Consider the following 19831-nt stretch of genomic DNA (forward strand, 5'->3'; position numbering starts at 1 on the left):
CATGACACCCGCCCCCTCCCGCCACGACGTCGTGATCATGGGCGGAGGGCTCGCGGGGCTGACGCTCGCGCTGCAGCTGCGGCAGCGGCTCGGCGACATCGACGTGGTGGTGCTCGAACGCCGCGCGCACCCGGTGCCGCATGCGGCGCACAAAGTGGGCGAATCGTCAGTGGAGATCGGCGCGCACTATTTCGACACGGTGCTGGGGCTGAAGCCGCACATGCATGGCGAGCAGCTGCGCAAGTTCGGCTTTCGCTTCTTCTTCAGCGAGGGCCGCCGCGACATCGACCAGGTGACGGAGATCGGCGCCAGCCGCTATCTGTCGGTGCCCAGCTACCAGATCGACCGCGGCATCTTCGAGAACTTCCTGGCCGAAGAAGCCGCCCGCGCCGGCGTTCGATTCATCGACGATGCAATGGTGCGCCGCATCGACCTGGCCGACGACCCGCGCGAGTTGCACCGGCTCGAATGGACGCAGGGCGGCGAGACGCATGTGGTGCACGCACGCTGGCTGGTCGACGCTTGCGGCCGCGCCGGGCTGCTCAAGCGCAAGCTGGCGCTCGCGCAGCCCAACGACCACGACTGCCATGCCGTGTGGTTCCGCATCGGGGCCCGCATCACCATCGACGACTGGTCCGACAACGCCGAATGGCAGGCCCGCTGCGAGCCGCAGGCGCGGTGGCTGTCGACCAACCACCTGGTGGGCACCGGCTACTGGGTCTGGCTGATTCCGCTGGCCTCGGGCTCGCATTCGGTGGGCATCGTGGCGGACCCGCGTGCGCATCCGCTGGAAACGATGGACAGCTTCGACAAGGCGATGAACTGGTTCCGCGAATGGCAGCCGCGCCTGTTCGACGAGCTCGACGGCCAGCGTCACCTGCTGCAGGACTTCGCGTTCTTTCGCAATTTCTCTTATGGCTGCAAGCAGGTGTTTTCGGGCCAGCGCTGGGCGCTGACCGGCGAGGCGGGGTTGTTCCTCGACCCCTTTTACTCGCCGGGCAGCGACTTCATCGCGATGAGCAACACCTACATCACCGACCTGATCGCGCACGACCGCGCCGGCCATGCGGTGGCGGCGCGGGCCCAGCTCTACGACCAGATCTACCACTCGTTCTACGAAAGCACGCTCGCGCTTTACCGCAACCAGTACACGCTGTTCGGCGACCCGGAGGTGCTGCCTGCCAAGGTGATCTGGGACTACACCTACTACTGGGGCGTGCTCTCGCAGATCTTCTTTCAGCAGCGCCTGACCGACCTGGCGCTGCTCGGCACGGTGCGCGATGAGTTGCAGCACTGCCAGCGCCTGAACGTCGCGATGCAGGACTTCCTGCGCGCGTGGTCGGCCCGGAGCGCCAAGCGCAATCGGGCGGTGATGCTGGACCAGGCAGCGCTGCCCTGGTTCGCCGAACTCAACCGCAGCCTGAACGACCGGCTGGACGACGAGGCCTTCAAGACACGCGTGCGTGCATCGGCCGCCCAGCTGCAGGCGCTCGCCACCGAGATCATGCAGCGCGCTTGCGACGAGCATCCGGCGCTGGACAATGGCGCCCTGCTAGCCGTCCTGGCCGCGCACGCCGACACTCCGGTCGCCCCTGCCGCACCCATGCTGTTCGCTCTGTGAGCGGATACGAGTGGCAGCAAGGTTTACGGCATCTTTACGGAGCGTTCAAGCCTGCTTGTCGCCGCGCGACGACGCTCGAGACAACCCCACCGGCCCCGCGCCGGACCTTTGACAACCGCAGTGCCGTGCGAGGAGAACGATGAGCACCCCCCAGCTCCTGATGATCGAAGACGACGCCCGCCTCGCGCAGATGGTGGGCGAATACCTCACGCAATCGGGCTTCGGCTTTCACCACGCCCTGGACGGCGGCAGCGGCCTCGACATGCTGCAGCAGCGCTCGCCCGACCTGGTGATCCTCGACCTGATGCTGCCCGACACCGACGGCCTCGAGGTCTGCCGCCGCATCCGTGCGCTGCCCAACAACGCGCTGGCGAAGGTCGCCGTGCTGATGCTCACGGCCAAGGGCGATCCGATGGACCGCATCATCGGCCTCGAGATCGGCGCCGACGACTACCTGCCGAAGCCCTTCGAGCCACGCGAGCTGCTGGCGCGCATCCGCGCGGTGCTGCGCCGGCGCAGCGAGACCGGCAGCGACGCGACGCCCGCCGCGGTGATGCGCTTCGGCTCGCTCGAGATCGACCGCAACGCGCGCAGCGTGACCGTGGCCGGCGCGGCGGCGGAGCTGACGTCCTACCAGTTCGACCTGCTGGTGACCATGGCCGAGCGCGCCGGCCGGGTGTTGACGCGCGACCAGATCATGGAGGCCGTGCGCGGCCGTGAGCTGGAAGCATTCGACCGCTCGATCGACGTGCACATGGGCCGCATCCGTGCGGCGATCGAGGTCGATGCCAAGAATCCGAAGCGCATCCTGACGGTGCGCGGCGTCGGCTACGTCTTCGCCAAGCAGCAGGACTAGGGCCGTCTCGACATGCTGATCGACCTGTACCGGCGCCACCTCTACGTCCGCATCTGGCTGGCGGTGGTGGGCGGCGTCGTCATCCTCACGCTCACCGCCAACTGGATCGTGCGCGAAGCGGCCGAGAGCGAACGCGAGCGCATGTCGGCCGTGCCGCGCGAAGTGGTGGTGCTCGACAAAGACGATCGCCGCATCGGCGTCGGCAGCGCCGTGCGCGTGCCCGGCCAGGGCCTCGAATTCGACGTGACGCTGGAAGACGGCCGCAACCTGTCGCTGCGTGTGGCCCAGCGCGCGCGGACCGGCACCAGCGGCATCGCGCCCTGGCGCACGCCCTTCGGCCTGGGCTGGATGATCGCGCTGGTGGGCGTGGCCGTCGCGCTGGGCGTCTATCCGATCGTGCGACAGATCACCAAGCGCCTCGAAGTATTGCAGCGCGGTGTGCAGCGATGGGGCGAAGGCGACCTGTCGGTGCGCGTGGCCGAAGAGGGCCAGGACGAAGTGGCCGACCTTTCCAACCGCTTCAACGCCGCGGCCGCCCGCATCGAGGAACTGGTGCGCTCCCACAAGTCGCTGCTGGCCAATGCCTCGCACGAGCTGCGCTCGCCGCTGGCCCGCATCCGCATGGGCCTGGAGCTCATGAGCGAGCGCCCCAGCCCGACCGCGCGCGAGGAGATCGCGCGCAACATCGCCGAGCTCGACCAGCTGATCGACGAGATCCTGCTGGCCAGCCGGCTCGACGCCAAGGAAGCCGACATGGGCACCGTCGAGGCGGTGGACCTGACCGGGCTGGCGGCCGAGGAATGCGCGCGCATCGATGCCGACCTAGACGTGGCCGAGCACACGAGCAGCGAGGCGCTGACCGTGCGCGGCGTGCCGCGCCTGCTGCGCCGTGCCATTCGCAACTTGCTGGAGAACGCGCGCCGCTACGGCGCCGGCGAGATCAGCGTCGAACTCGACAGCCAGAGCGGCAAAGCCGAGATCCGCGTCAACGACCGAGGGCCGGGCGTGCCGGCTGCGCTGCGCGACCGCATCTTCGAGCCGTTCTATCGCCTGCCCGGCGCCAGCGAGCGCAATGGCGGCGTGGGGCTCGGTCTGGCGCTGGTGAAGTCGATCACCGAGCGGCATGGCGGCAGCGTGCGCTGCGAAGACCGGCCCGGGGGTGGGGCCAGTTTCGTCATTGCTCTACCGAACTAGGGCCCCCGGCTTTTCACTTCGCTTCGCTGCGTGTAACTCCACCCCCGACGGAGACGCCCGGCGGCGGCGGCAGCTGACCAGGCAGGTCAGGTAGACACGGAGCGCCACCTAGAATCCGCGTCCATGCAGAGATCGCTACTCGTCCGCCCCGCAGCCATGTTCTGGGGGCTGACGGTGTTCATGCCGGTGGGCGTGCCCTATCTCGCGGCCTTGCTCATGATGGTCGCGCTGCTGGTGGCCGGCGGATGGCGCGAGCGCATGCAGCGGTTGCGCGCCAATCCGATGTGGTGGCCGATCACGATCTACGTGGTGTGGACGCTCGTCGTGCTGGCGCTGGAGCCGATCTATCCACAGACGCCATCGAACCTGGTCCACGGCCTGCGCATCGCCGCCACGCTGTACATGGCGCTGGCCCTGTCGCGCGAAGAGGCGGTGTGGGCGATGCGCGGCTTCCTGCTGATGGCGCTGTTCAACCTGGTGCTGATCGCCGGCTTCTGGACCGCCGTGTATCTGCGCATGTACTTCCCGGTGGTCGAGCCCTTCCGCGGCGTGATCTTCCTGGTCGGCAACAAGTCGATCAGCAACGCGCTGCTCTTCACCATCCTGGGCGCCACGGCGGCCGTGTTCGGCCTGCAGGCACTGTCGGAGCAACGGCCGATGCGCGCCGCCGTCGCCTTCGCGCTGACGCTGGTGGTGGCCGTGGTCATCACCTTCAGCCTGCCTTCGCGGACCTCGCTGCTGGCCCTGCTGCTGGTGATTCCGGCGGCCTGCCTGCACCAGTGGCGGCGGCAGCTCAAGGTGCTGGCACTCGCGATGATTGCTGGCGGCGTGGTCGTTTCGGTGGCCCTCTGGAACTCGCCCGCGGTGCAGCAGAAGTTCGAGCTGGGCGTGCAGGAACTCGAAGCGGCGCAGCGCGGCGCCGTGTCCGAAGGCAGCTGGGTGGTGCGCTACTACATGTACCGCGACACCGGCCGCATGATCCTCGACCGGCCGTTCACCGGCTGGGGCATCGGCGGGTGGACCGAGCAATGGCAGTTGCGCGGCCCCAAGCTGCTGGCCGACTACAACATGCCGCACAACGACTTCTTGTGGATGGGCTCGCAGGCCGGCATCCCGGGTGTGCTGAGCCTGCTGGCGATCATGCTGACCGGTGTATGGGTGGCATGGCGGCGCGATGACCTGTACGGCCGCTACGCCTTCGCAGCCCAATTGATCGCATTGATCGCGACCAATGCGAACTCGGCTCTGCGAGATGCGCAGATCGGGCTCAGCCTGCTGTGGGTGTCGACGGTTTACCTGCGCCTGGCTCAGGAACCCGTCGGCGATGCCTGGCGCGGCCTTCTGCCGCGCCGCACGCGCCTTCCTCAGAAGACCAGCGCGTGATGGATCGGATGTCGCGGGCCGTAGGCGACGCGCAGCAATCGGTCGAGCTCCCATGAGAAATGCTGGCCGCGGTTCTTGAGGTCCTGGAAGGACGCAGGCCGCTGCTCGCAGTCCTGGGTGACGGCGTCGGATTCTTTCCGGAAGTCGGCGTCGGACAGCCGTTCCAGGAATTCTTCGTAGATGCGTAGCGCCTTGTCGGCGTCGTTCTGGAAGATCTCCCTGATTCTCTGAATCGGCGTCATCGCGCTCAGCTTGCGCAGAACTTCGATCTTCGAATCGACCGTTCGCTGAGCGGTCTCGGCCGCCATCAGCAGTCCGCTGAAGTACAGCAGCTTGCGCGAAAAGGCGAGCTTCAGATTGCGGGTGCCCCAGGCCTTGCCTGCTTCATGCGTCTTGAACTCGAAGTCGACGCCGATGGTCCGCCAATACCGGATGAGGTCATTGAGGAAGAACCGCGCGAGTTGGTCGTCGCGCAGTTCCTGGCGCGTGTAGACCTCCTGGATGAGCCGCGCCCTGAAACGCTCGAACAGCTCGCGCTGCGTCAGCCACTCGCCTTCGAGCATGAACAGCATCCTGCGGGTGAGCTTGTGGTTCGGATCGTTGTCCCCGCCGACGTTCAGCAGAAAGTTGTCGATCGATTCGGGCTTCGCAAATGCGCCGTGCGTCGCCGGTGGACGAAGGCCCTGCGCCGTGATCGCGCGCGCCATGGCGGCGTCGATGGCTTGCAGATCGTCTTCGGCAACCTTGCCCTCGTACAGGACGAAGTAGTCGACGTCGCTCTGGTCCGATGCTTCGCGCCGAGCCAGCGACCCATTGATGACGACGGCGCAGTTCGACGGCAGCCCCGCGCCGGCGAGCGCCTCTCGAAAATTCGTCAGTACGGTGTTGCTGAAGCTGTCGCGCTTCTCAAGTTGGTTTCCCATATCGTCAAAGGCTCCCTTGCAGTGGTGGTTCGATGCGGCCAGTCGAGGACGGCTGGCTTCTTGTGCTGTCGATATCGCGCACGCATCGATACCAGCGTGGACGATCCCAGTGAATGCGAAGTGGAAACCTCGAACAGCCGCCGAACGTAGGCGATGCTCGAACGGTCCGGAAGCTTGACGGCGGGCGCGGCGTCATCGCCGAGCCAGCAGAACAGTTCGGGGAAATGCGAGGAGAAGGCGGCGTCGTCCCAAGCGAAGTGCTCGGGGCGAAAGCGATGCCGGTTGGCATCGAAGAACAGTTGGCACTTGTGGTCGCTGACCACGCCCAGGTTGCCGCGAACCAGCTGGCTGTAGCACAGACCCTTGGTTTGCCAGAAACGATCGAGGACACCGACCAGGTCCTGCGTCGCGTGACCCATCCACACCTGGACCAGCGCATCGATCGTGGTGCCGCCGTCGAGCCCGGTGCGCACGCCGCCGCGGTAGTTGGCCGTGCGCAGGATGCCTTCGACCGTGTCGAAGTTGATCGGACCCGAGAAGAACGCGGCCAGCGGGTGCTCGGCCTCGCCGTTCATCAAGCGCACGACCTCGTTCGCATCCACCCGAAACTGCTTGAGCACGGCGCGCAGCGCCCGCGAGCTGGCGCTCGGGCCGAGGATGCGGTCTTCGGTCGCCTTGTGGTGGTCGATGCCGAAGGTCTTCGCGAATGCCGATTCGAGCGAGTGCGACAGTGGACCGTGGCCCACGTCGTGAAGCAAGGCCGCGGCCAATGCCGTGTCGCGCTGGCGCGCGGAAAGCTTCAGCTTGCGGGCGGCGCTCTTCGCGAGCAGCGCGACGCCGATCGAATGATCGAAGCGGCTGGTCAGATAGGCCTGTGCGTGCCGGGCCCACGGCGAGTGGTCGATGGCACCGAGAAAGGAAACCTTGCGCAGCCGCGCCACCACTTCGGTCTGCGCGAGCTCCGCGATCAGTTCGGACTGAAGACCCTCGAGGAGGCTTCTGGCGCCGAAGGCCGCACGCTGTCGCGCGGCACGTGTGCGTGGTCCGGGCGGCAGCGCCGGAAGCGGAATGGACTTGGTCGGGCTCCCCATCGAGGGGCACTGTAACCGAAGGTCACGGCTTCAAAACGCGAAACTTGCTCGCGTTTGGACTGCGCCGTTCGAGGCCCGCTTCAGTGGCCGCGGCTCACGGCCTCGCCGGCCTTGAGCCGGTACACGGTGCCGCAGTATGGGCACTTGGCCTCTCCCGTGCGGGCCACGTCGAGATAGACCTTGGGATGGGCGTTCCAGAGCTTCATCTGGGCCTTGGGATTGGGACAGAACACACCGCCCTGGTGGTTGAGGTCCTGGCCCAGCAATTCGATCACGGCATTGGCGCTCATGTGCTTCTCTGTTGTTGTCCTCTGGGGGAAGGCGTCGCAAAAGTTTGCGATTTTACGGCGCGGTCCGCCACCGGCCCGCCGACAATGCACGGCTTTGCCAACCAGCCAGGAAAAGGGTTCTCTTCTCGTGTCCGTCTTCAAGAACGTCATCGTCTATCGCATCGAGGCAGGCTGGTCGCAGCCGCTGACCGACGTGGAGCAGCGCCTGGACGGCGCGCGCTTCGTGCCCTGCGGCCCCTCGCAGGAAAAGGCCGCCGGCTGGGTCGAGCCGCGCGGCGCAGCAAACGGCCCGCTGGTCGAATCCATCGGCGGCCAGTGGCTGCTCGAATACATGATCGAGAGCAAGACTCTGCCCGGCTCGGTGGTGCGCCGCAAGGTCGAGGAGCGCGCTGCGCAGATCGAAGCCACTACCGGCCGCAAGCCCGGCAAGAAGGAAATGAAAGTCCTGAAGGACGACATCACGCTCGAGCTGTTGCCGCTGGCCTTCACGCGCCACGTGCGCATCGCGGTGTGGATCGATCCGGCCACGCACCGGCTTGTGATCAACGCCAGCAACGCACAGCGTGCCGACGAAGTCGTGACCAGCCTCGTGAAGGCGCTCGAAGGCTTCGGCGTGTCGCTGGTCAACACGCAGGTCGAGCCGGCCGTCGCCATGGCCGACTGGCTGTCGACGCAGGAGCCGCCCGCCGGGTTCACGATCGACCGCGAATGCGAGCTGAAGGCCACCGACGAATCGAAGGCAGTGGTGCGCTACGCCAAGCACCCGCTCGACATCGAAGAGGTGCGCCAGCACATCGCCGACGGCAAGCGTCCGACGCGGCTGGCCATGACCTGGGACGACCGCGTGTCCTTCGAGCTCACGGAGGGCATGCAGCTGCGCAAGATCGCGTTTCTGGAGGGCACCGCGGAAGGCGCATCCGGCTCGACGAAGGAAGACAACTTCGACGCCGACGCCGCGATCGCCACCGGCGAACTGGGACAGCTCATGCCCGAGTTGATCGAGGCGCTGGGCGGCGAGATGCAACTGGGCGCGGCACCGGCCGACCCGGGCCCGCGCAGCCGCGCAGCCGAAGCGCCCGAACTGGCTGACGAAACCGCGCCGTTCTGAGCTTTGCGCGTCAAGCGGCCACGCCGCGCTCGCGAACGACCATGGCGGCGACCTCGTCGCAGTGCGCCAGGAAACTGGCGAGCAGCGGCGACGGGCCGCGCGATTTCGATGTGATCGCGCAGATGGTCCGGTAGGCGGCGCGGCTTCCGATGCGCCGGTACACCAGGCCCGTCATGTCGATGTTGTGCAGAAAGGACTCCGGCAGTTCGCCGATGCCGAGGTCCGCCGCGATGAGCCCCAGCATCGTGCCGACGTGGGCCACCTCGAAGGCTGGCCGCAAGCCACCGCCGTTGCGCGCGAACTGCTGGTCGACCAGTTGCCGCACGCTGCTGCTGCGGTTCATGACGGTCCGGCGCGTCGCCCAGAAAAGGAGCCAGCGCCACGTCGGCCATGCCCTTGCGCACGAGATCGATGCTGACGTCCGAGAGCTCGTCGTGCAGTTGGAGGTCCAGCGCCGGATGGTCGGCAGCCAGGCGCGCCATGACGCGCGGCGCGAAGGTGGCGGCCATCGACGGCGCAGCGGCCACCACGAGCCTTCCGCGCTTGCCGGAGACGAAGTCCTGGACCCTCGACATGGCGGACGCCACGTTCTCGGACACGGCCGAGGCAGCCTTCAGGAACTCTTGCCCACCGCAGTCAGCGTCACCTTGCGCGTATGGCGGTCGAACAGGCGTGCGCCCAGCGTGTCTTGCAGACGCTTGATGTTGGCGCTCAGCGCGGGCTGGGAGAGGTGGCACAGACGCGCCGCACGGCTGAAGCTCAGGGTGGAGGAGACGGCCAGGAAGACCTCGATCTGGCGAAACGAGACATTGATCATTCAGCTGGATAAATACATTCGAATTTAGAAATTGTCGGATAAATGGGCTGCCGATATCTTCGGCTCACCACTTGAGACAACCGACACGAAAGAGGCCATGAGCAGCATCATCGAAGTCACTCGCGCACCGACGGTCGCGCCCAGCGGCGCCGCATTGGGCGCGGATATCGGCGCCATCGACCTGAACGAAGCCCTGTCGCCGGAGACCGTCGATGCCATCCAGGCTGCATGGGCCAGTCATCTGGTGCTGCGCTTTCGTGGGCAGGAGCGCCTGACGCTGGAGAACCTCGCGGCCTTTTCGCAGCACTTCGGCGCACTCGACAAGCGACCCACGGCGAGCGGCGCGATGAGCGACGAGCACGACGCCTTGCCGCCCGCCATCACGGTCATCTCCAACGTGAAGGTCGGTGGCAAGCCCCTCGGCGCGCTGGGCGACGGCGAGGCCGTGTGGCACGCCGACATGACCTACAACGAGCGCCCGCCGCGCGGGGCCTGCCTGTACGCGGTCGAAGTGCCTCCGGCCGGCGGCAATACGCATTTCGCCAACATGTACCAGGCCTACGAGACGCTCGACCCCGCCATGAAGTCGCGCATCCGCGGACTGCGATGCATCCACGACGCGAGCCGCAACAGCGCGGGCGAACTGCGGCTGGGCTTTGCGGACAACACCGATCCGCGGCACACCGTGGGGGCCTCTCATCCGCTGGTGTCCGTGCATGCCGTGACGGGCCGGTCCTGCCTGCTGCTGGGCCGGCGCCGCAATGCCTATGTCGTGGGAATGGCGCTGGAAGAGAGCGAAGCCTTGCTCGACGCACTGTGGGCACATGCGACCCGCCCCGAGCTGACCTGGACCCAGGTGTGGAAGGTCGGCGACGTGATGATGTGGGACAACAGTTGCACGATGCATCGGCGCGACGCTTTCGACCCGAGCGCTCGCCGGCTGATGTACCGCACGCAGATCGCCGGCGCCGCCGTGCACTGACGAGGTGCCTCGCATGAAGATCGAACGGGCCAGCGTGCGGCAGGTCGACCTGCCGCTGCGGGTGCCTTACGAAGTCTCGCTGGCGAAGATCGAACGGTTCGACCCCTTCGTCGTCGAGCTCCACGGCAACGAGGGCGAGCACGGCTTCGGCGAGGCCCTGATCATCCCGGGCTACACAACCGAGACCGTCGAAGGCTCCTGGCGCCTGTGCGAGCACCTGGCATCGCGCGTGGTCGGACTCGACACGCAGGCAGCCCGGGCCGTCGCCGTGAACAGCGTGCACGAGGGCGTGGGCGCGGCCAGCGCCGTGTTGGCCGCGCTGGACATGCTCGACAAGCATTCCCTGCTCGCCCTGCGGACGGACGTCGAGGTGCCGTTGCTGGCACCGGTGCAATCTTCCGAGCCCGCGGCCCTCGCCGACGAGATCGAAAGCACGCTGGCGAAAGGCTTTCGCACGCTCAAGGTCAAGGTCGGCTTCGACTGGCAACGCGACCTCGACCACGTGGGCCGCATCCAGGCCCTGGTCGGCGAGCGCGCCACGTTGCGGCTCGATGCGAACCAGGGCTTCGACTCGGCCGACGGCATCGCCTTCGCGAGCCGTCTCGTGCCGCGAGGCATCGAGCTGTTCGAACAGCCGTGCCCGCTGGACGACTGGCGTGCCAACGCGGCCGTGGCGGCACGCTCCGCCGTGCCGGTGATGCTGGACGAGTCGATCTACGACCTGGGCGACATCGACCGCGCCAGCGCCATCGACGGCGTGGGCTTCGTCAAGCTGAAGCTCAAGAAGATGGGCAGCGTCGACATGCTGGTCGAGGGGCTGCAACGCATCCGCGCCCACGGGCTCGTGCCTGTGCTGGGCGACGGCGTCTCGCTCGAGATCGGCTGCTGGGCGGAGGCTTGCGTCGCTGCGCACGCCATCGACAACGCCGGCGAGATGAACGGCTTCCTCAAGACGCGCGAACGCGTTTTCGAGAACCCGTTGACGTTCTCGAACGGCGCGATCCGCATTCCCGCGGGCTACTGGCCGCGGCTCGACGCCGAACGCGTGGAACGGTGCACCCTGCGGCGAGCCGCATTCGGCTCGCGGACGCTGGCGGCTCGAGATGCATGAACACCGCGGCGCAGGCCGCCATGAAAGGCAACACGTGAGACATCTGTACAAGGCCTGCGTTCTGTCGGTGTTCCCGGCCTTGCTGGCGTTCGGCGCTGCGCCCACGGCCGCGCAGCCGCCCGGCGACTACCCGGCCAAGGCGGTGGTGATGGTCGTGGCCGGCCCCCCGGCGGGCGGGACCGACGCCATCGCCCGCATCACCGCGGCGGAGCTGTCGCAGAGCCTGGGCCAGAGCGTGGTGGTGGACAACCGCGCCGGCGCGGGCGGCATCATCGGTACCAAGCTGGTCGCCGGCTCTGCGCCCGACGGGCACACCCTGCTGATGGGACAGGTCGCGACCAACGCCATCGTGCCCGCGCTCATCAAGCCCCGCCCCTACGACCCGGTCGCCGACTTCGTTCCCGTCGCCCTGATCGGCACCGCGCCGGACCTGCTGGTGGTCTCGGCCAAGAGCGGCATCCGAACGCTCGACGAATTGATTTCGAAGGGCAAGGCCGGCGCGCCGCTCACCTATGCGTCGCCCGGCGTGGGGCTGCCGCAGCACATCGCCGGCTTTGCGCTGGCCAAGGCATCGGGCATCCCGATGCAGCACGTGCCGTACCGCGGCAGCGCACCGGCTATCACCGACCTGATCGGCGGCCAGGTGTCGATGATGTTTGTGACGCCGGGCGCGGCGGTGCCCTTTCTCAAGTCCGGCCAGCTCAAGGCCATCGCCGTCACATCGCGTGAGCGGAGCCGCTTCTTTCCGCAGGTGCCGACCGTGGTCGAGCTCGGCTATCCATCGGTCGAAGAGACGGGATGGTTCGGAGTGTTCGCACCCGCCGGCACGCCGCCGCCGGTGGTGCAGAAGCTCAGCAGCCAGATCGGGCAGGCGGTGGCCAAACCGCAGATTCGCGAAAAACTGGAAGCGATGTACCTCGAGCCCTCGCCCGACACGAGCTCGGCCCACTTCACGGGATTCGTGAAGGGCGAAGTGGCGAAGTGGGCCGACGTCGTGCAGAAGCTCGGCGTCAGCGCAGAGTAGTGCGGAGTAAGGTGGAGCAGTGCGACACGAGACAGAACAAGGAGACACACTCGATGAAGGGCAATGCAATCCGCTGGTGGCGGTCTTTCGCCGTCGCAGGCGTCTGGCTGCTGGGCTCGGCGGCCCAGGCGCAAGCCGACTATCCGACAAGGACGGTGCAGGTGGTCGTCGCCTATCCGGCCGGCGGCGGCACCGACACGCTGGCGCGCATCGTCACGGCCGAACTGAGCAAGGCGCTCGGCCAGTCGTTCGTCGTCGTCAACAGACCTGGCGCGTCAGGGCTGATCGGCACCACTGCGGTCGCCCGCGCCGCACCGGACGGATACACCTTGCTGCTGGACACCGGCAACGCCACGCTGCGCCCCGCGATCGAACCCTCCACGCCCTTCAAGCCCAAGGACTTCGCGCCCGTGGCCTTGCTGACGGAATCGCCGGTCGCGCTCGCTGTGGCGGAGTCGCTCCCGGTCAGCTCCCTTCCCGAACTGGTGGCCTACAGCAAGGCGAACCCCGGCAAATTGAACTACGCATCGACCGGACCGGGTTCGCCGCAGAACCTGGTGACGGAACTGATGAAGACCAAGCTCGGTCTCGATTGGCAGGAGGTGCCTTACCAGGGTGGCGGGCCGGCGCTCACCGACCTCGCTGCGGGCCGCGTCCAGCTGATGTTCAGCAACCCGGTGCCGCTGATGCCATACGCCAACACCCGGCGGCTGAAAGTGCTCGCGGTCACCTCGCGTGATCGCCTCCCGGCGCTCGATGCGATTCCGACCATGGAACAGGCGGGCGTGGCCGATTTCCAGATCGGCTTCTGGAACGGCCTGCTCGCCCCCGCGGGCACGCCCCCATCGGTCCTCGCCCGGCTGTCGGAGGCCGCGCTCAAGGTGATGCGCCTGCCGGCTGTCCGGGAGGCGCTGATCCAGCAGGGTTCGGTGCTGATGCCGCTGGACCAGGCGCACTTCGCACGCTACATGGCGGAAGACTCGGCGCGCTGGGAACGCGTGGGCAAGCTCATCCAGTACAAGCCGGTGCAGTAGGCCGGGACGGGGGCTCGTTCGATCCCGTCCCGATGGCACTACAGCGGTGGCCGCAATGCGTCCGCAGCGCCCGGCTTGACCGCGTCGGCACTGGGTGGATCGGCAGGCAGCGCGTCTTCCGGCGTTTCGGGACGCACCATCGTCCATTCGGTCAGCTTGCCATTGACGAAGGTGGCATCGACCCACGAGCCGCCGTTGTCGGTCCATCGGAACACCTCGGGCTGCGTGTCCTTCGGTGTGCGTTGCTCGCCGAGCGAGCGCGTCATCGCGATCACGTGCAGCAGGTTCACCTTGGGCCTGAGCTTGGCGTTGAGCATGACCGCGCTGGCCACCGAGCCCACGGGCCGGTCGGCGGCTCGCTTCAACACCTGCATGGTGCGGTTGAAGTGCATCAGCAGGAACATGACGATGGCGCCGGCTGCGAAGGCCACGCCGGCCCAGCCATAGGCGCGGTACGAGCCGACGAGCAGCAGCAGGCCCGCGAGGGGCACGAAGACTTTGCCGTAATTCATGGGGCGCATTGTCGCCGCGTCACGCGGCGGCTCATTGGGACAGCTGGCGCACCACGTCCATGGCTTCCTCGATGCGCTCCACCGGATGGATCGTCAGCCCCTCGATCTCCTTCGTGCCCTTGCGCGGCGCGTTGGCCTTGGGCACCACTGCCACGCTGAAGCCCAGCTTGGCGGCCTCGCGCAAGCGCTCCTGGCCGCGCGGTGCGGGACGCACTTCACCGGCCAATCCGACCTCGCCGAAGGCGATGAAGCCCTTGGGCAGCGGCTTGCCGCGCAGGCTCGAGGTGATGGCGAGCATCACCGCCAGGTCGGCCGCCGGTTCGCTGATGCGCACGCCGCCCACGGCGTTGACGAACACGTCCTGGTCCATGCAGGCCACGCCCGCATGGCGGTGCAACACCGCCAGCAGCATCGCGAGGCGATCGCGGTCCAGGCCCACGGACAGGCGGCGCGGGCTCGGCCCGCCGTTGTCGACCAGCGCCTGGATCTCGACCAGCATCGGGCGCGTGCCTTCGAGCGTCACCAGCACCACGCTGCCCGGCACCGGCTCGGCATGCTGGCTCAGGAAGATCGCGCTGGGATTGGTCACGCCCTTGAGGCCGCGCTCCGTCATGGCGAACACGCCGATCTCGTTGACGGCGCCGAAGCGGTTCTTGATGGCGCGCACCAGGCGAAAGGCGGAGTGCGTGTCGCCTTCGAAGTAGAGCACCGTGTCGACCATGTGCTCGAGCACGCGCGGACCGGCCAGCGCGCCTTCTTTGGTGACGTGGCCGACCAGCACCACCGCCGTGCCGCTGGCCTTGGCGAAGCGCGTGAGGTGCGCGGCGCATTCGCGCACCTGCGCGACCGAGCCCGGCGCTGAGGTGAGTTGATCGGAGTAGATCGTCTGGATCGAATCGATGACCGCGATCGCGGGCCGGTGCGCGTCGAGCGTGGCGAGGATCTTTTCGAGCTGGATCTCGGGCAGCACCTGCACCTGCGACAGCTCCAGCCCGAGCCGGCGTGAACGAAGCGCGACCTGCGCGCCACTCTCTTCGCCGGTCACGTAGAGCGCGTTCTGCCCCGCGCGCTGCAGCGCATCGGCCGCCTGCAGCAGCAGCGTCGATTTGCCGATGCCCGGATCGCCGCCGATCAGCGTGACGCCGCCTGCCACGATGCCGCCGCCCAGCACGCGGTCGAGTTCGTCGAGCCCGGTGGGTGCGCGCGCGACCTCGCTGGCCTCGATCTCCGACAGCACGGCCAGGTCGGCCGAACCCGCGAGCGACGCATAGGAAGCGCCGAAGCGGTTGTTGCCGCCGCCCGCAGCGGACGGACCGGAGACCTGCTCGATCAGCGTGTTCCAGGCGCCGCAGCTGGGGCAGCGGCCGAGCCACTTGGGACTGGTGCCGCCGCATTCGGAGCAGACGAAGAGGGTTTTTTCCTTGGCCATCGCCCGAGTGTAGGGAGCGCTCGATGCCGATCAGGGAAAACCCGGCGCAATAAGAGCGGGTCAAGGACTTGAAAAAAATTTAACATGTTAAATAATCAAGCCCTTCGTCGAATCCTCATGAGCACCTTCGTCCACCGCAACCTGCCCCGCCTGCTGCTGCAGGCGCGCGAAGCCGTCATGGCCCACACGCGCCCCAGCCTGCGCGAGCACGGCCTGAGCGACCAGCAATGGCGCGTGCTGCGGGTGCTCGGCGAAAACGGCCTGGTCGAAACCGGCCGCGTCGCGCGCGAGGCCTTCATCCTCGGCCCCAGCCTGACGGGCGTGCTGGCGCGCATGGAACGCGACGGCCTGATCCGCCGCTACCGCGACCCCTCCGACCAGCGCCGCACCGTCATCGAGGCCACGCCCAAGGGCATGCGCATGGTCGAGAGCCTCTCGCAATCGATCGAATCGCACTACGCCTACATGGAGAAATCCCTCGGCAAGCAGAAGCTGGCGCAGCTCTACCTGCTGCTCGACGAAGTGATCGAACTGGAGCAACCATGAGTTTTCTTCCCACCGGCACCGTCTACGGCGTGCTGCTCAACTTCCGCGCGGAAGTCGACGCGCTCGCGCCGCAGATGAACCAGCCGCCCTACAAGGCACCGCCCAAGGCGCCGGTGCTGTACGTCAAGACGGCCAACACGTGGTCGCCGCACGACGCCGCCATCGCAGTGCCGGCCGCGGTGCCAGAGGTCGAAGTCGGCGCCACCATCGCGATGGTGATCGGCGCCGATGGCGACGTCGAAGGCTTCGTGCTGATGAACGACCTGTCGGTGCCGCATGCCAGCTTCTTCCGCCCGCCGGTCAAGTTCAAGTGCCTCGACGGCTTCCTTGGCATCGGCCCGTCGATGCGCGATGCGCAGGAGGTCGCAGACCCGGCCGAGTTCAAGCTGGAGGTCCGCGTCAACGGCACGGTGCGTCAAGCGGTCGACTTTTCGCAGATGGTGCGCAACGCATCTCAGCTGCTGGCCGACGTGACCGAGTTCATGACGCTCGCGCACGGCGACGTGCTGATGCTCGGCTGCGATGCCAACCGCCCGCTCGCGAAGCCCGGTGATCGCATCGACATCAGCGCACCCGGCTTCGAGACGCTGTCCAACACGCTGGCGGGAGAAGCGGCATGAAGCACGCACGCATCACCTTCGAAGGCGTAGAACAAGCAGCGACCGAACGCGACGGCCGCCTGCTGCTGGCCGACGGCCGCCTGGTCGGCTTCGACGACGTGGTCTGGCTGCCGCCGCTGGCGCCCACGCCGCGCCCGCGCACGATCCTCGCACTGGGCCTCAACTACGCCGACCACGCGAAGGAACTCGAGTTCAAGGCGCCCGAAGAGCCGCTGGTCTTCGTCAAGGGCCAGGCCTCGCTGATCGGTCACCGCCAGCACACGCGGCGCCCGGCCGGCGTGACGTTCATGCACTACGAATGCGAGCTCGCGATCGTGGTCGGCAAGGCTGCGCGCAACGTGCGCCGCGACGACGCCTACGACTTCATCGGCGGCTACACCGTCGCCAACGACTACGCGATCCGCGACTACCTCGAGAACTGGTACCGCCCCAACCTGCGCGTGAAAAACCGCGACACCTGCACGCCGATCGGCCCCTGGCTGGTGGACGCGAAGGACGTGCCCGACCCGATGGCGCTGGACCTGCGCACCACCGTCAACGGCAAGCTCACGCAATCGGGCAACACGTGCGACATGATCTTCGACGCGCCCTTCCTGATCGAGTACTTCTCGCGCTTCATGACGCTCGCGCCGGGCGACCTGATCCTCACCGGCACGCCCGACGGCGTGGTCGACTGCCGCCCCGGCGACGTGGTGGTGACGGAGATCGACGGCATCGGCGCGCTCACCAACACCATCGTCGCGGGCTGAAAGCGCGGCGGTCGTCGAATTTCAAACCACAGGAGACAAGGCATGACACGATTCCACCGCTTCGCCGCGGCACTGCTCGCCTTCGCCGCTTCCTCTGCTTCCTTCGTCGCGCTCGACGCGTCCGCGCAGGCCTACCCCAACAAGCAGGTGCGCTGGGTGGTCGGCTACCCGGCCGGCGGCGGCACCGACTTCCTCGCGCGCACCACCGGCGCGCAGCTGTCGCAGAGCCTCGGACAGCCAGTCGTCATCGACAACCGTCCAGGCGCCGCGGCCATCATCGCGTCCGAGCACGTGGCCCGTTCGCCGGCCGACGGCTACACCATCATGTCGGCCGACAACGGCGTGCTGGTCTACAACCCCGCGCTCTACAAGAAGCTGCCCTATGACGCAGAGAAGGACTTCGCACTCATCGGCATGATGGGCCGCTCCTCGCTCGTCATCACCGCTTCGCCCAACACGGGCTTCACCGATGCCAAGGCGCTGCTGGCCGAACTCAAGCGCTCGCCCGGCAAGTACAGCGTGGCCACGCCCGGCCTCGGCAGCCCGCACCACCTGGCCCTGGAGCTGTTCCAGCGCGAGGCCGGCGTGCAGGTGCTGCACGTGCCCTACAAAGGTGGCGCACCCGCGCTGCAGGACCTGATGGGCGGCCAGATCCCGCTGATGGTGCTCGACCTGCCCAGCGGTGTGAGCGCCGTGAAGGCCGGCAAGGCCATTCCGCTGATCGCCTTGCAGGGCGAGCGCATGTCGCAGCTGCCGAACGTGATGACCGCCAAGGAGCTCGGCTTCCCCGTCGTCGAGGCCTTCGCCTGGCAAGGCGTGGTGGTTCCGGCCGCAACGCCCAAGGACATCCAGGCCCGCCTGGGCGCCGACCTCATGAAGACCATGAACGACCCTGGCGTGCGGCAGAAGCTGACGGATGCCGGCTGGGACCCGAAGCCCGCCGACGCCGCCGAAATGACGCGCTACACCGAATCGGAGCGCAAGAAGTGGCACGCCCTCATCAAGGCGCGCGACATCAAACTGGATTGAAGGACCCCATGAAGATCGACCACCTCATCGCCGGCAAGCCCGTCGCCGGCAGCGACTATTTCGAGACCGTCAACCCGGCCACGCAGGAGGTGCTGGCCGAGGTCGCCTCGGGCGGCGAAGCCGAAGTCGACGCCGCGGTCGCAGCCGCCAAAGAGGCCTTCCCCAAGTGGGCCGGCATGCCCGCACCCGAGCGCGCCAAGCTGATCCGCAAGCTGGGCGACCTGATCGCGAAGCACGTGCCCGAGATCGCGCGCACCGAGACCGACGACTGCGGCCAGGTGATCGCGCAGACCGGCAAGCAGCTCGTGCCGCGCGCGGCCGACAACTTCTACTACTTCGCCGAGATGTGCACGCGCGTCGACGGCCACACCTACCCCACCCCGACGCATTTGAACTACACGCTGTTCCACCCGGTCGGCGTGTGCGCGCTGATCTCGCCGTGGAACGTGCCCTTCATGACCGCCACCTGGAAGGTCGCGCCCTGCCTGGCCTTCGGCAACACGGCCGTGCTCAAGATGAGCGAGCTCTCGCCGCTGACCGCCGCGCGCCTGGGCGAGCTGGCGCTCGAGGCCGGCATTCCGCCCGGCGTGCTGAACCTCGTGCATGGCTACGGCAAGGAAGCCGGCGAGCCGCTGGTGGCGCACCCCGACGTGCGCGCCATCTCCTTCACCGGCTCCACCGCCACGGGCAACCGCATCGTCAAGAGCGCGGGCCTCAAGAAGTTCAGCATGGAGCTGGGCGGCAAGAGCCCCTTCGTGATCTTCGACGACGCCGACCTCGACCGCGCACTCGACGCGGCCGTGTTCATGATCTTCAGCAACAACGGCGAGCGCTGCACCGCCGGCTCGCGCATCCTGGTGCAACAGAGCATCTACGCCGACTTCGCCGCGAAGTTCGCCGAGCGCGCGAAGCGCATCGTGGTCGGCGACCCGCTCGACGACACGACCATCGTCGGCCCCATGATCTCGCAGGGCCACCTGGCCAAGGTGCGCAGCTACATCGAACTCGGCCCCAAGGAAGGCGCCACGCTGCTGTGCGGCGGCCTCGAAGTCCCTTCGCTGCCCGATCGCGTGCGCAAGGGCAACTACGTGGCCCCCACCGTCTTCGCCGACGTCGACAACCGCATGAAGATCGCGCAGGAAGAGATCTTCGGCCCGGTCGCCTGCCTGATCCCCTTCAAGGACGAGGCCGACGCGATCCGCCTGGCCAACGACATTCAGTACGGCCTGTCGAGCTACGTCTGGACCGAGAACATCGGCCGCGCACACCGCGTGGCCGCCGCCATCGAGGCCGGCATGTGCTTCGTCAACAGCCAGAACGTGCGTGACCTGCGCCAGCCCTTCGGCGGCACCAAGGCCTCGGGCACCGGCCGCGAAGGTGGCACCTGGAGCTACGAGGTGTTCTGCGAACCGAAGAACGTCGCCGTGTCGCTCGGCTCGCATCACATCCCGCACTGGGGAACGGCATGAATGCCGTTCCCCTTCGGGGCGCAACAGGCTCCCCCCACCCAAC

Annotated in this window: 21 protein-coding genes and 1 pseudogene; 14 read left to right on the plus strand and 8 right to left on the minus strand. The window is 67.5% G+C overall.

What is annotated here, in order from left to right:
• Window position 1: 1 nt before the first annotated feature.
• The 4 genes from B0W80_RS26145 (at window position 2) to B0W80_RS26160 (ending at window position 5054) form a co-directional block, all read left to right on the plus strand.
• Complete coding sequence (locus tag B0W80_RS26145; RefSeq protein WP_077002079.1) at window positions 2-1621, plus strand: NAD(P)/FAD-dependent oxidoreductase; 1620 nt, start codon at window positions 2-4, stop codon at window positions 1619-1621.
• 139 nt (window positions 1622-1760) lie between these two features.
• On the plus strand, window positions 1761-2477 hold the full coding sequence (locus B0W80_RS26150) for a response regulator (protein ID WP_077002080.1): 717 nt from the start codon (window positions 1761-1763) through the stop codon (window positions 2475-2477).
• Window positions 2478-2489: 12 nt separating this feature from the next.
• Window positions 2490-3671: an ATP-binding protein gene (locus B0W80_RS26155; RefSeq protein WP_077002081.1), complete on the plus strand. Its 1182-nt coding sequence runs from the start codon at window positions 2490-2492 to the stop codon at window positions 3669-3671.
• 123 nt (window positions 3672-3794) lie between these two features.
• Window positions 3795-5054: an O-antigen ligase gene (locus tag B0W80_RS26160; RefSeq protein ID WP_077002082.1), complete on the plus strand. Its 1260-nt coding sequence runs from the start codon at window positions 3795-3797 to the stop codon at window positions 5052-5054.
• Here B0W80_RS26160 and B0W80_RS26165 read toward each other — a convergent pair.
• The 3 genes from B0W80_RS26165 to B0W80_RS26175 form a co-directional block, all read right to left on the minus strand.
• Entirely contained in the window at window positions 5036-5977 is a 942-nt protein-coding gene (locus B0W80_RS26165) for a hypothetical protein (RefSeq protein WP_077002083.1), read from the minus strand. The two genes, B0W80_RS26160 and B0W80_RS26165, sit on opposite strands and share 19 nt — an antisense overlap.
• Window positions 5929-7068 (minus strand): HD domain-containing protein, encoded by a 1140-nt coding sequence (locus tag B0W80_RS26170; RefSeq protein ID WP_077002084.1) that lies wholly within the window; start codon window positions 7066-7068, stop codon window positions 5929-5931. Before B0W80_RS26170 ends, B0W80_RS26165 begins: the two co-directional genes overlap by 49 nt.
• 80 nt (window positions 7069-7148) lie before the next feature.
• On the minus strand, window positions 7149-7358 hold the full coding sequence (locus B0W80_RS26175; protein WP_077002085.1) for a zinc-finger domain-containing protein: 210 nt from the start codon (window positions 7356-7358) through the stop codon (window positions 7149-7151).
• Between the two features lie 127 nt (window positions 7359-7485).
• Here B0W80_RS26175 and B0W80_RS26180 point away from each other — a divergent pair, with 127 nt between their 5' ends.
• The gene (locus B0W80_RS26180) at window positions 7486-8466 is read left to right on the plus strand and encodes a recombination-associated protein RdgC (protein WP_077002086.1); all 981 of its coding nucleotides are present in this window, start codon (window positions 7486-7488) and stop codon (window positions 8464-8466) included.
• Between the two features lie 10 nt (window positions 8467-8476).
• Here B0W80_RS26180 and B0W80_RS26185 read toward each other — a convergent pair whose 3' ends face one another.
• From B0W80_RS26185 to B0W80_RS26195, 3 genes and pseudogenes are all read right to left on the minus strand, one after another.
• Window positions 8477-8809 (minus strand): LysR substrate-binding domain-containing protein, encoded by a 333-nt coding sequence (locus B0W80_RS26185; protein ID WP_077002087.1) that lies wholly within the window; start codon window positions 8807-8809, stop codon window positions 8477-8479.
• Window positions 8810-8849: 40 nt separating this feature from the next.
• A pseudogene (locus B0W80_RS36530) lies at window positions 8850-9041 on the minus strand (LysR substrate-binding domain-containing protein); the annotation flags it as partial.
• Between the two features lie 38 nt (window positions 9042-9079).
• On the minus strand, window positions 9080-9283 hold the full coding sequence (locus tag B0W80_RS26195; protein WP_077002088.1) for a LysR family transcriptional regulator: 204 nt from the start codon (window positions 9281-9283) through the stop codon (window positions 9080-9082).
• A 97-nt stretch (window positions 9284-9380) separates the two neighbouring features.
• On the opposite strand from B0W80_RS26195, the gene B0W80_RS26200 reads away from it, so the two are divergent.
• From B0W80_RS26200 to B0W80_RS26215, 4 genes are read left to right on the plus strand one after another with little or no spacing between them, the layout of a single operon-like run.
• Window positions 9381-10265: a TauD/TfdA family dioxygenase gene (locus tag B0W80_RS26200; RefSeq protein ID WP_077002089.1), complete on the plus strand. Its 885-nt coding sequence runs from the start codon at window positions 9381-9383 to the stop codon at window positions 10263-10265.
• A gap of 13 nt (window positions 10266-10278) precedes the next feature.
• On the plus strand, window positions 10279-11376 hold the full coding sequence (locus tag B0W80_RS26205) for a mandelate racemase/muconate lactonizing enzyme family protein (RefSeq protein ID WP_077002090.1): 1098 nt from the start codon (window positions 10279-10281) through the stop codon (window positions 11374-11376).
• Window positions 11377-11410: 34 nt separating this feature from the next.
• The gene (locus B0W80_RS26210; RefSeq protein ID WP_179107030.1) at window positions 11411-12400 is read left to right on the plus strand and encodes a tripartite tricarboxylate transporter substrate binding protein; all 990 of its coding nucleotides are present in this window, start codon (window positions 11411-11413) and stop codon (window positions 12398-12400) included.
• Between the two features lie 53 nt (window positions 12401-12453).
• Window positions 12454-13434 carry a tripartite tricarboxylate transporter substrate binding protein gene (locus tag B0W80_RS26215; RefSeq protein ID WP_077002091.1) on the plus strand — a complete coding sequence of 327 codons (981 nt, stop codon included), beginning with the start codon at window positions 12454-12456 and terminating at the stop codon, window positions 13432-13434.
• 38 nt (window positions 13435-13472) lie between these two features.
• On the opposite strand, the gene B0W80_RS26220 is transcribed toward B0W80_RS26215, so the two are convergent.
• Both B0W80_RS26220 and radA read right to left on the minus strand, forming a co-directional pair.
• Window positions 13473-13955, minus strand: a complete 483-nt coding sequence (locus B0W80_RS26220) for a glycerate kinase (RefSeq protein ID WP_077002092.1) — start codon at window positions 13953-13955, stop codon at window positions 13473-13475.
• Window positions 13956-13977: 22 nt separating this feature from the next.
• Window positions 13978-15375 carry a DNA repair protein RadA gene (gene radA / locus B0W80_RS26225; RefSeq protein WP_077002093.1) on the minus strand — a complete coding sequence of 466 codons (1398 nt, stop codon included), beginning with the start codon at window positions 15373-15375 and terminating at the stop codon, window positions 13978-13980.
• A gap of 117 nt (window positions 15376-15492) precedes the next feature.
• Between radA and hpaR the strand changes: the two genes are divergently transcribed.
• Genes hpaR through hpaE form a run of 5 tightly spaced genes read left to right on the plus strand, consistent with a single transcriptional unit; the run spans window position 15493 to window position 19788 of the window.
• Window positions 15493-15921, plus strand: a complete 429-nt coding sequence (hpaR, locus tag B0W80_RS26230) for a homoprotocatechuate degradation operon regulator HpaR (protein ID WP_256856692.1) — start codon at window positions 15493-15495, stop codon at window positions 15919-15921.
• Entirely contained in the window at window positions 15918-16541 is a 624-nt protein-coding gene (locus B0W80_RS26235; RefSeq protein WP_077002095.1) for a fumarylacetoacetate hydrolase family protein, read from the plus strand. The genes hpaR and B0W80_RS26235 overlap by 4 nt, the downstream gene beginning before the upstream one ends.
• Window positions 16538-17290, plus strand: coding sequence for a fumarylacetoacetate hydrolase family protein (locus B0W80_RS26240; RefSeq protein ID WP_077002096.1), 753 nt, complete (start codon window positions 16538-16540; stop codon window positions 17288-17290). The genes B0W80_RS26235 and B0W80_RS26240 overlap by 4 nt, the downstream gene beginning before the upstream one ends.
• Window positions 17291-17332: 42 nt before the next feature.
• Entirely contained in the window at window positions 17333-18319 is a 987-nt protein-coding gene (locus B0W80_RS26245) for a tripartite tricarboxylate transporter substrate binding protein (protein ID WP_077002097.1), read from the plus strand.
• Window positions 18320-18327: 8 nt separating this feature from the next.
• Complete coding sequence (hpaE, locus tag B0W80_RS26250; protein ID WP_077002098.1) at window positions 18328-19788, plus strand: 5-carboxymethyl-2-hydroxymuconate semialdehyde dehydrogenase; 1461 nt, start codon at window positions 18328-18330, stop codon at window positions 19786-19788.
• Window positions 19789-19831: the final 43 nt, after the last annotated feature.

It is taken from the genome of Variovorax sp. KK3 (genome assembly GCF_001984055.1).
GTDB lineage: Bacteria > Pseudomonadota > Gammaproteobacteria > Burkholderiales > Burkholderiaceae_C > Variovorax.

Excerpts from the sequence above, each read along its gene's own strand:
- B0W80_RS26145 (WP_077002079.1), top strand. The coding sequence starts at position 2 with ATGACACCCGCCCCCTCCCGCCACGACGTCGTGATCATGGGCGGAGGG.
- B0W80_RS26150 (WP_077002080.1), top strand. The coding sequence starts at position 1,761 with ATGAGCACCCCCCAGCTCCTGATGATCGAAGACGACGCCCGCCTCGCG.
- B0W80_RS26155 (WP_077002081.1), top strand. The coding sequence starts at position 2,490 with ATGCTGATCGACCTGTACCGGCGCCACCTCTACGTCCGCATCTGGCTG.
- B0W80_RS26160 (WP_077002082.1), top strand. The coding sequence starts at position 3,795 with ATGCAGAGATCGCTACTCGTCCGCCCCGCAGCCATGTTCTGGGGGCTG.
- B0W80_RS26165 (WP_077002083.1), bottom strand. The coding sequence starts at position 5,977 with ATGGGAAACCAACTTGAGAAGCGCGACAGCTTCAGCAACACCGTACTG.
- B0W80_RS26170 (WP_077002084.1), bottom strand. The coding sequence starts at position 7,068 with ATGGGGAGCCCGACCAAGTCCATTCCGCTTCCGGCGCTGCCGCCCGGA.
- B0W80_RS26175 (WP_077002085.1), bottom strand. The coding sequence starts at position 7,358 with ATGAGCGCCAATGCCGTGATCGAATTGCTGGGCCAGGACCTCAACCAC.
- B0W80_RS26185 (WP_077002087.1), bottom strand. The coding sequence starts at position 8,809 with ATGAACCGCAGCAGCAGCGTGCGGCAACTGGTCGACCAGCAGTTCGCG.
- B0W80_RS26195 (WP_077002088.1), bottom strand. The coding sequence starts at position 9,283 with ATGATCAATGTCTCGTTTCGCCAGATCGAGGTCTTCCTGGCCGTCTCC.
- B0W80_RS26200 (WP_077002089.1), top strand. The coding sequence starts at position 9,381 with ATGAGCAGCATCATCGAAGTCACTCGCGCACCGACGGTCGCGCCCAGC.
- B0W80_RS26205 (WP_077002090.1), top strand. The coding sequence starts at position 10,279 with ATGAAGATCGAACGGGCCAGCGTGCGGCAGGTCGACCTGCCGCTGCGG.
- B0W80_RS26215 (WP_077002091.1), top strand. The coding sequence starts at position 12,454 with ATGAAGGGCAATGCAATCCGCTGGTGGCGGTCTTTCGCCGTCGCAGGC.
- B0W80_RS26220 (WP_077002092.1), bottom strand. The coding sequence starts at position 13,955 with ATGCGCCCCATGAATTACGGCAAAGTCTTCGTGCCCCTCGCGGGCCTG.
- radA (WP_077002093.1), bottom strand. The coding sequence starts at position 15,375 with ATGGCCAAGGAAAAAACCCTCTTCGTCTGCTCCGAATGCGGCGGCACC.
- hpaR (WP_256856692.1), top strand. The coding sequence starts at position 15,493 with ATGAGCACCTTCGTCCACCGCAACCTGCCCCGCCTGCTGCTGCAGGCG.
- B0W80_RS26235 (WP_077002095.1), top strand. The coding sequence starts at position 15,918 with ATGAGTTTTCTTCCCACCGGCACCGTCTACGGCGTGCTGCTCAACTTC.
- B0W80_RS26240 (WP_077002096.1), top strand. The coding sequence starts at position 16,538 with ATGAAGCACGCACGCATCACCTTCGAAGGCGTAGAACAAGCAGCGACC.
- B0W80_RS26245 (WP_077002097.1), top strand. The coding sequence starts at position 17,333 with ATGACACGATTCCACCGCTTCGCCGCGGCACTGCTCGCCTTCGCCGCT.
- hpaE (WP_077002098.1), top strand. The coding sequence starts at position 18,328 with ATGAAGATCGACCACCTCATCGCCGGCAAGCCCGTCGCCGGCAGCGAC.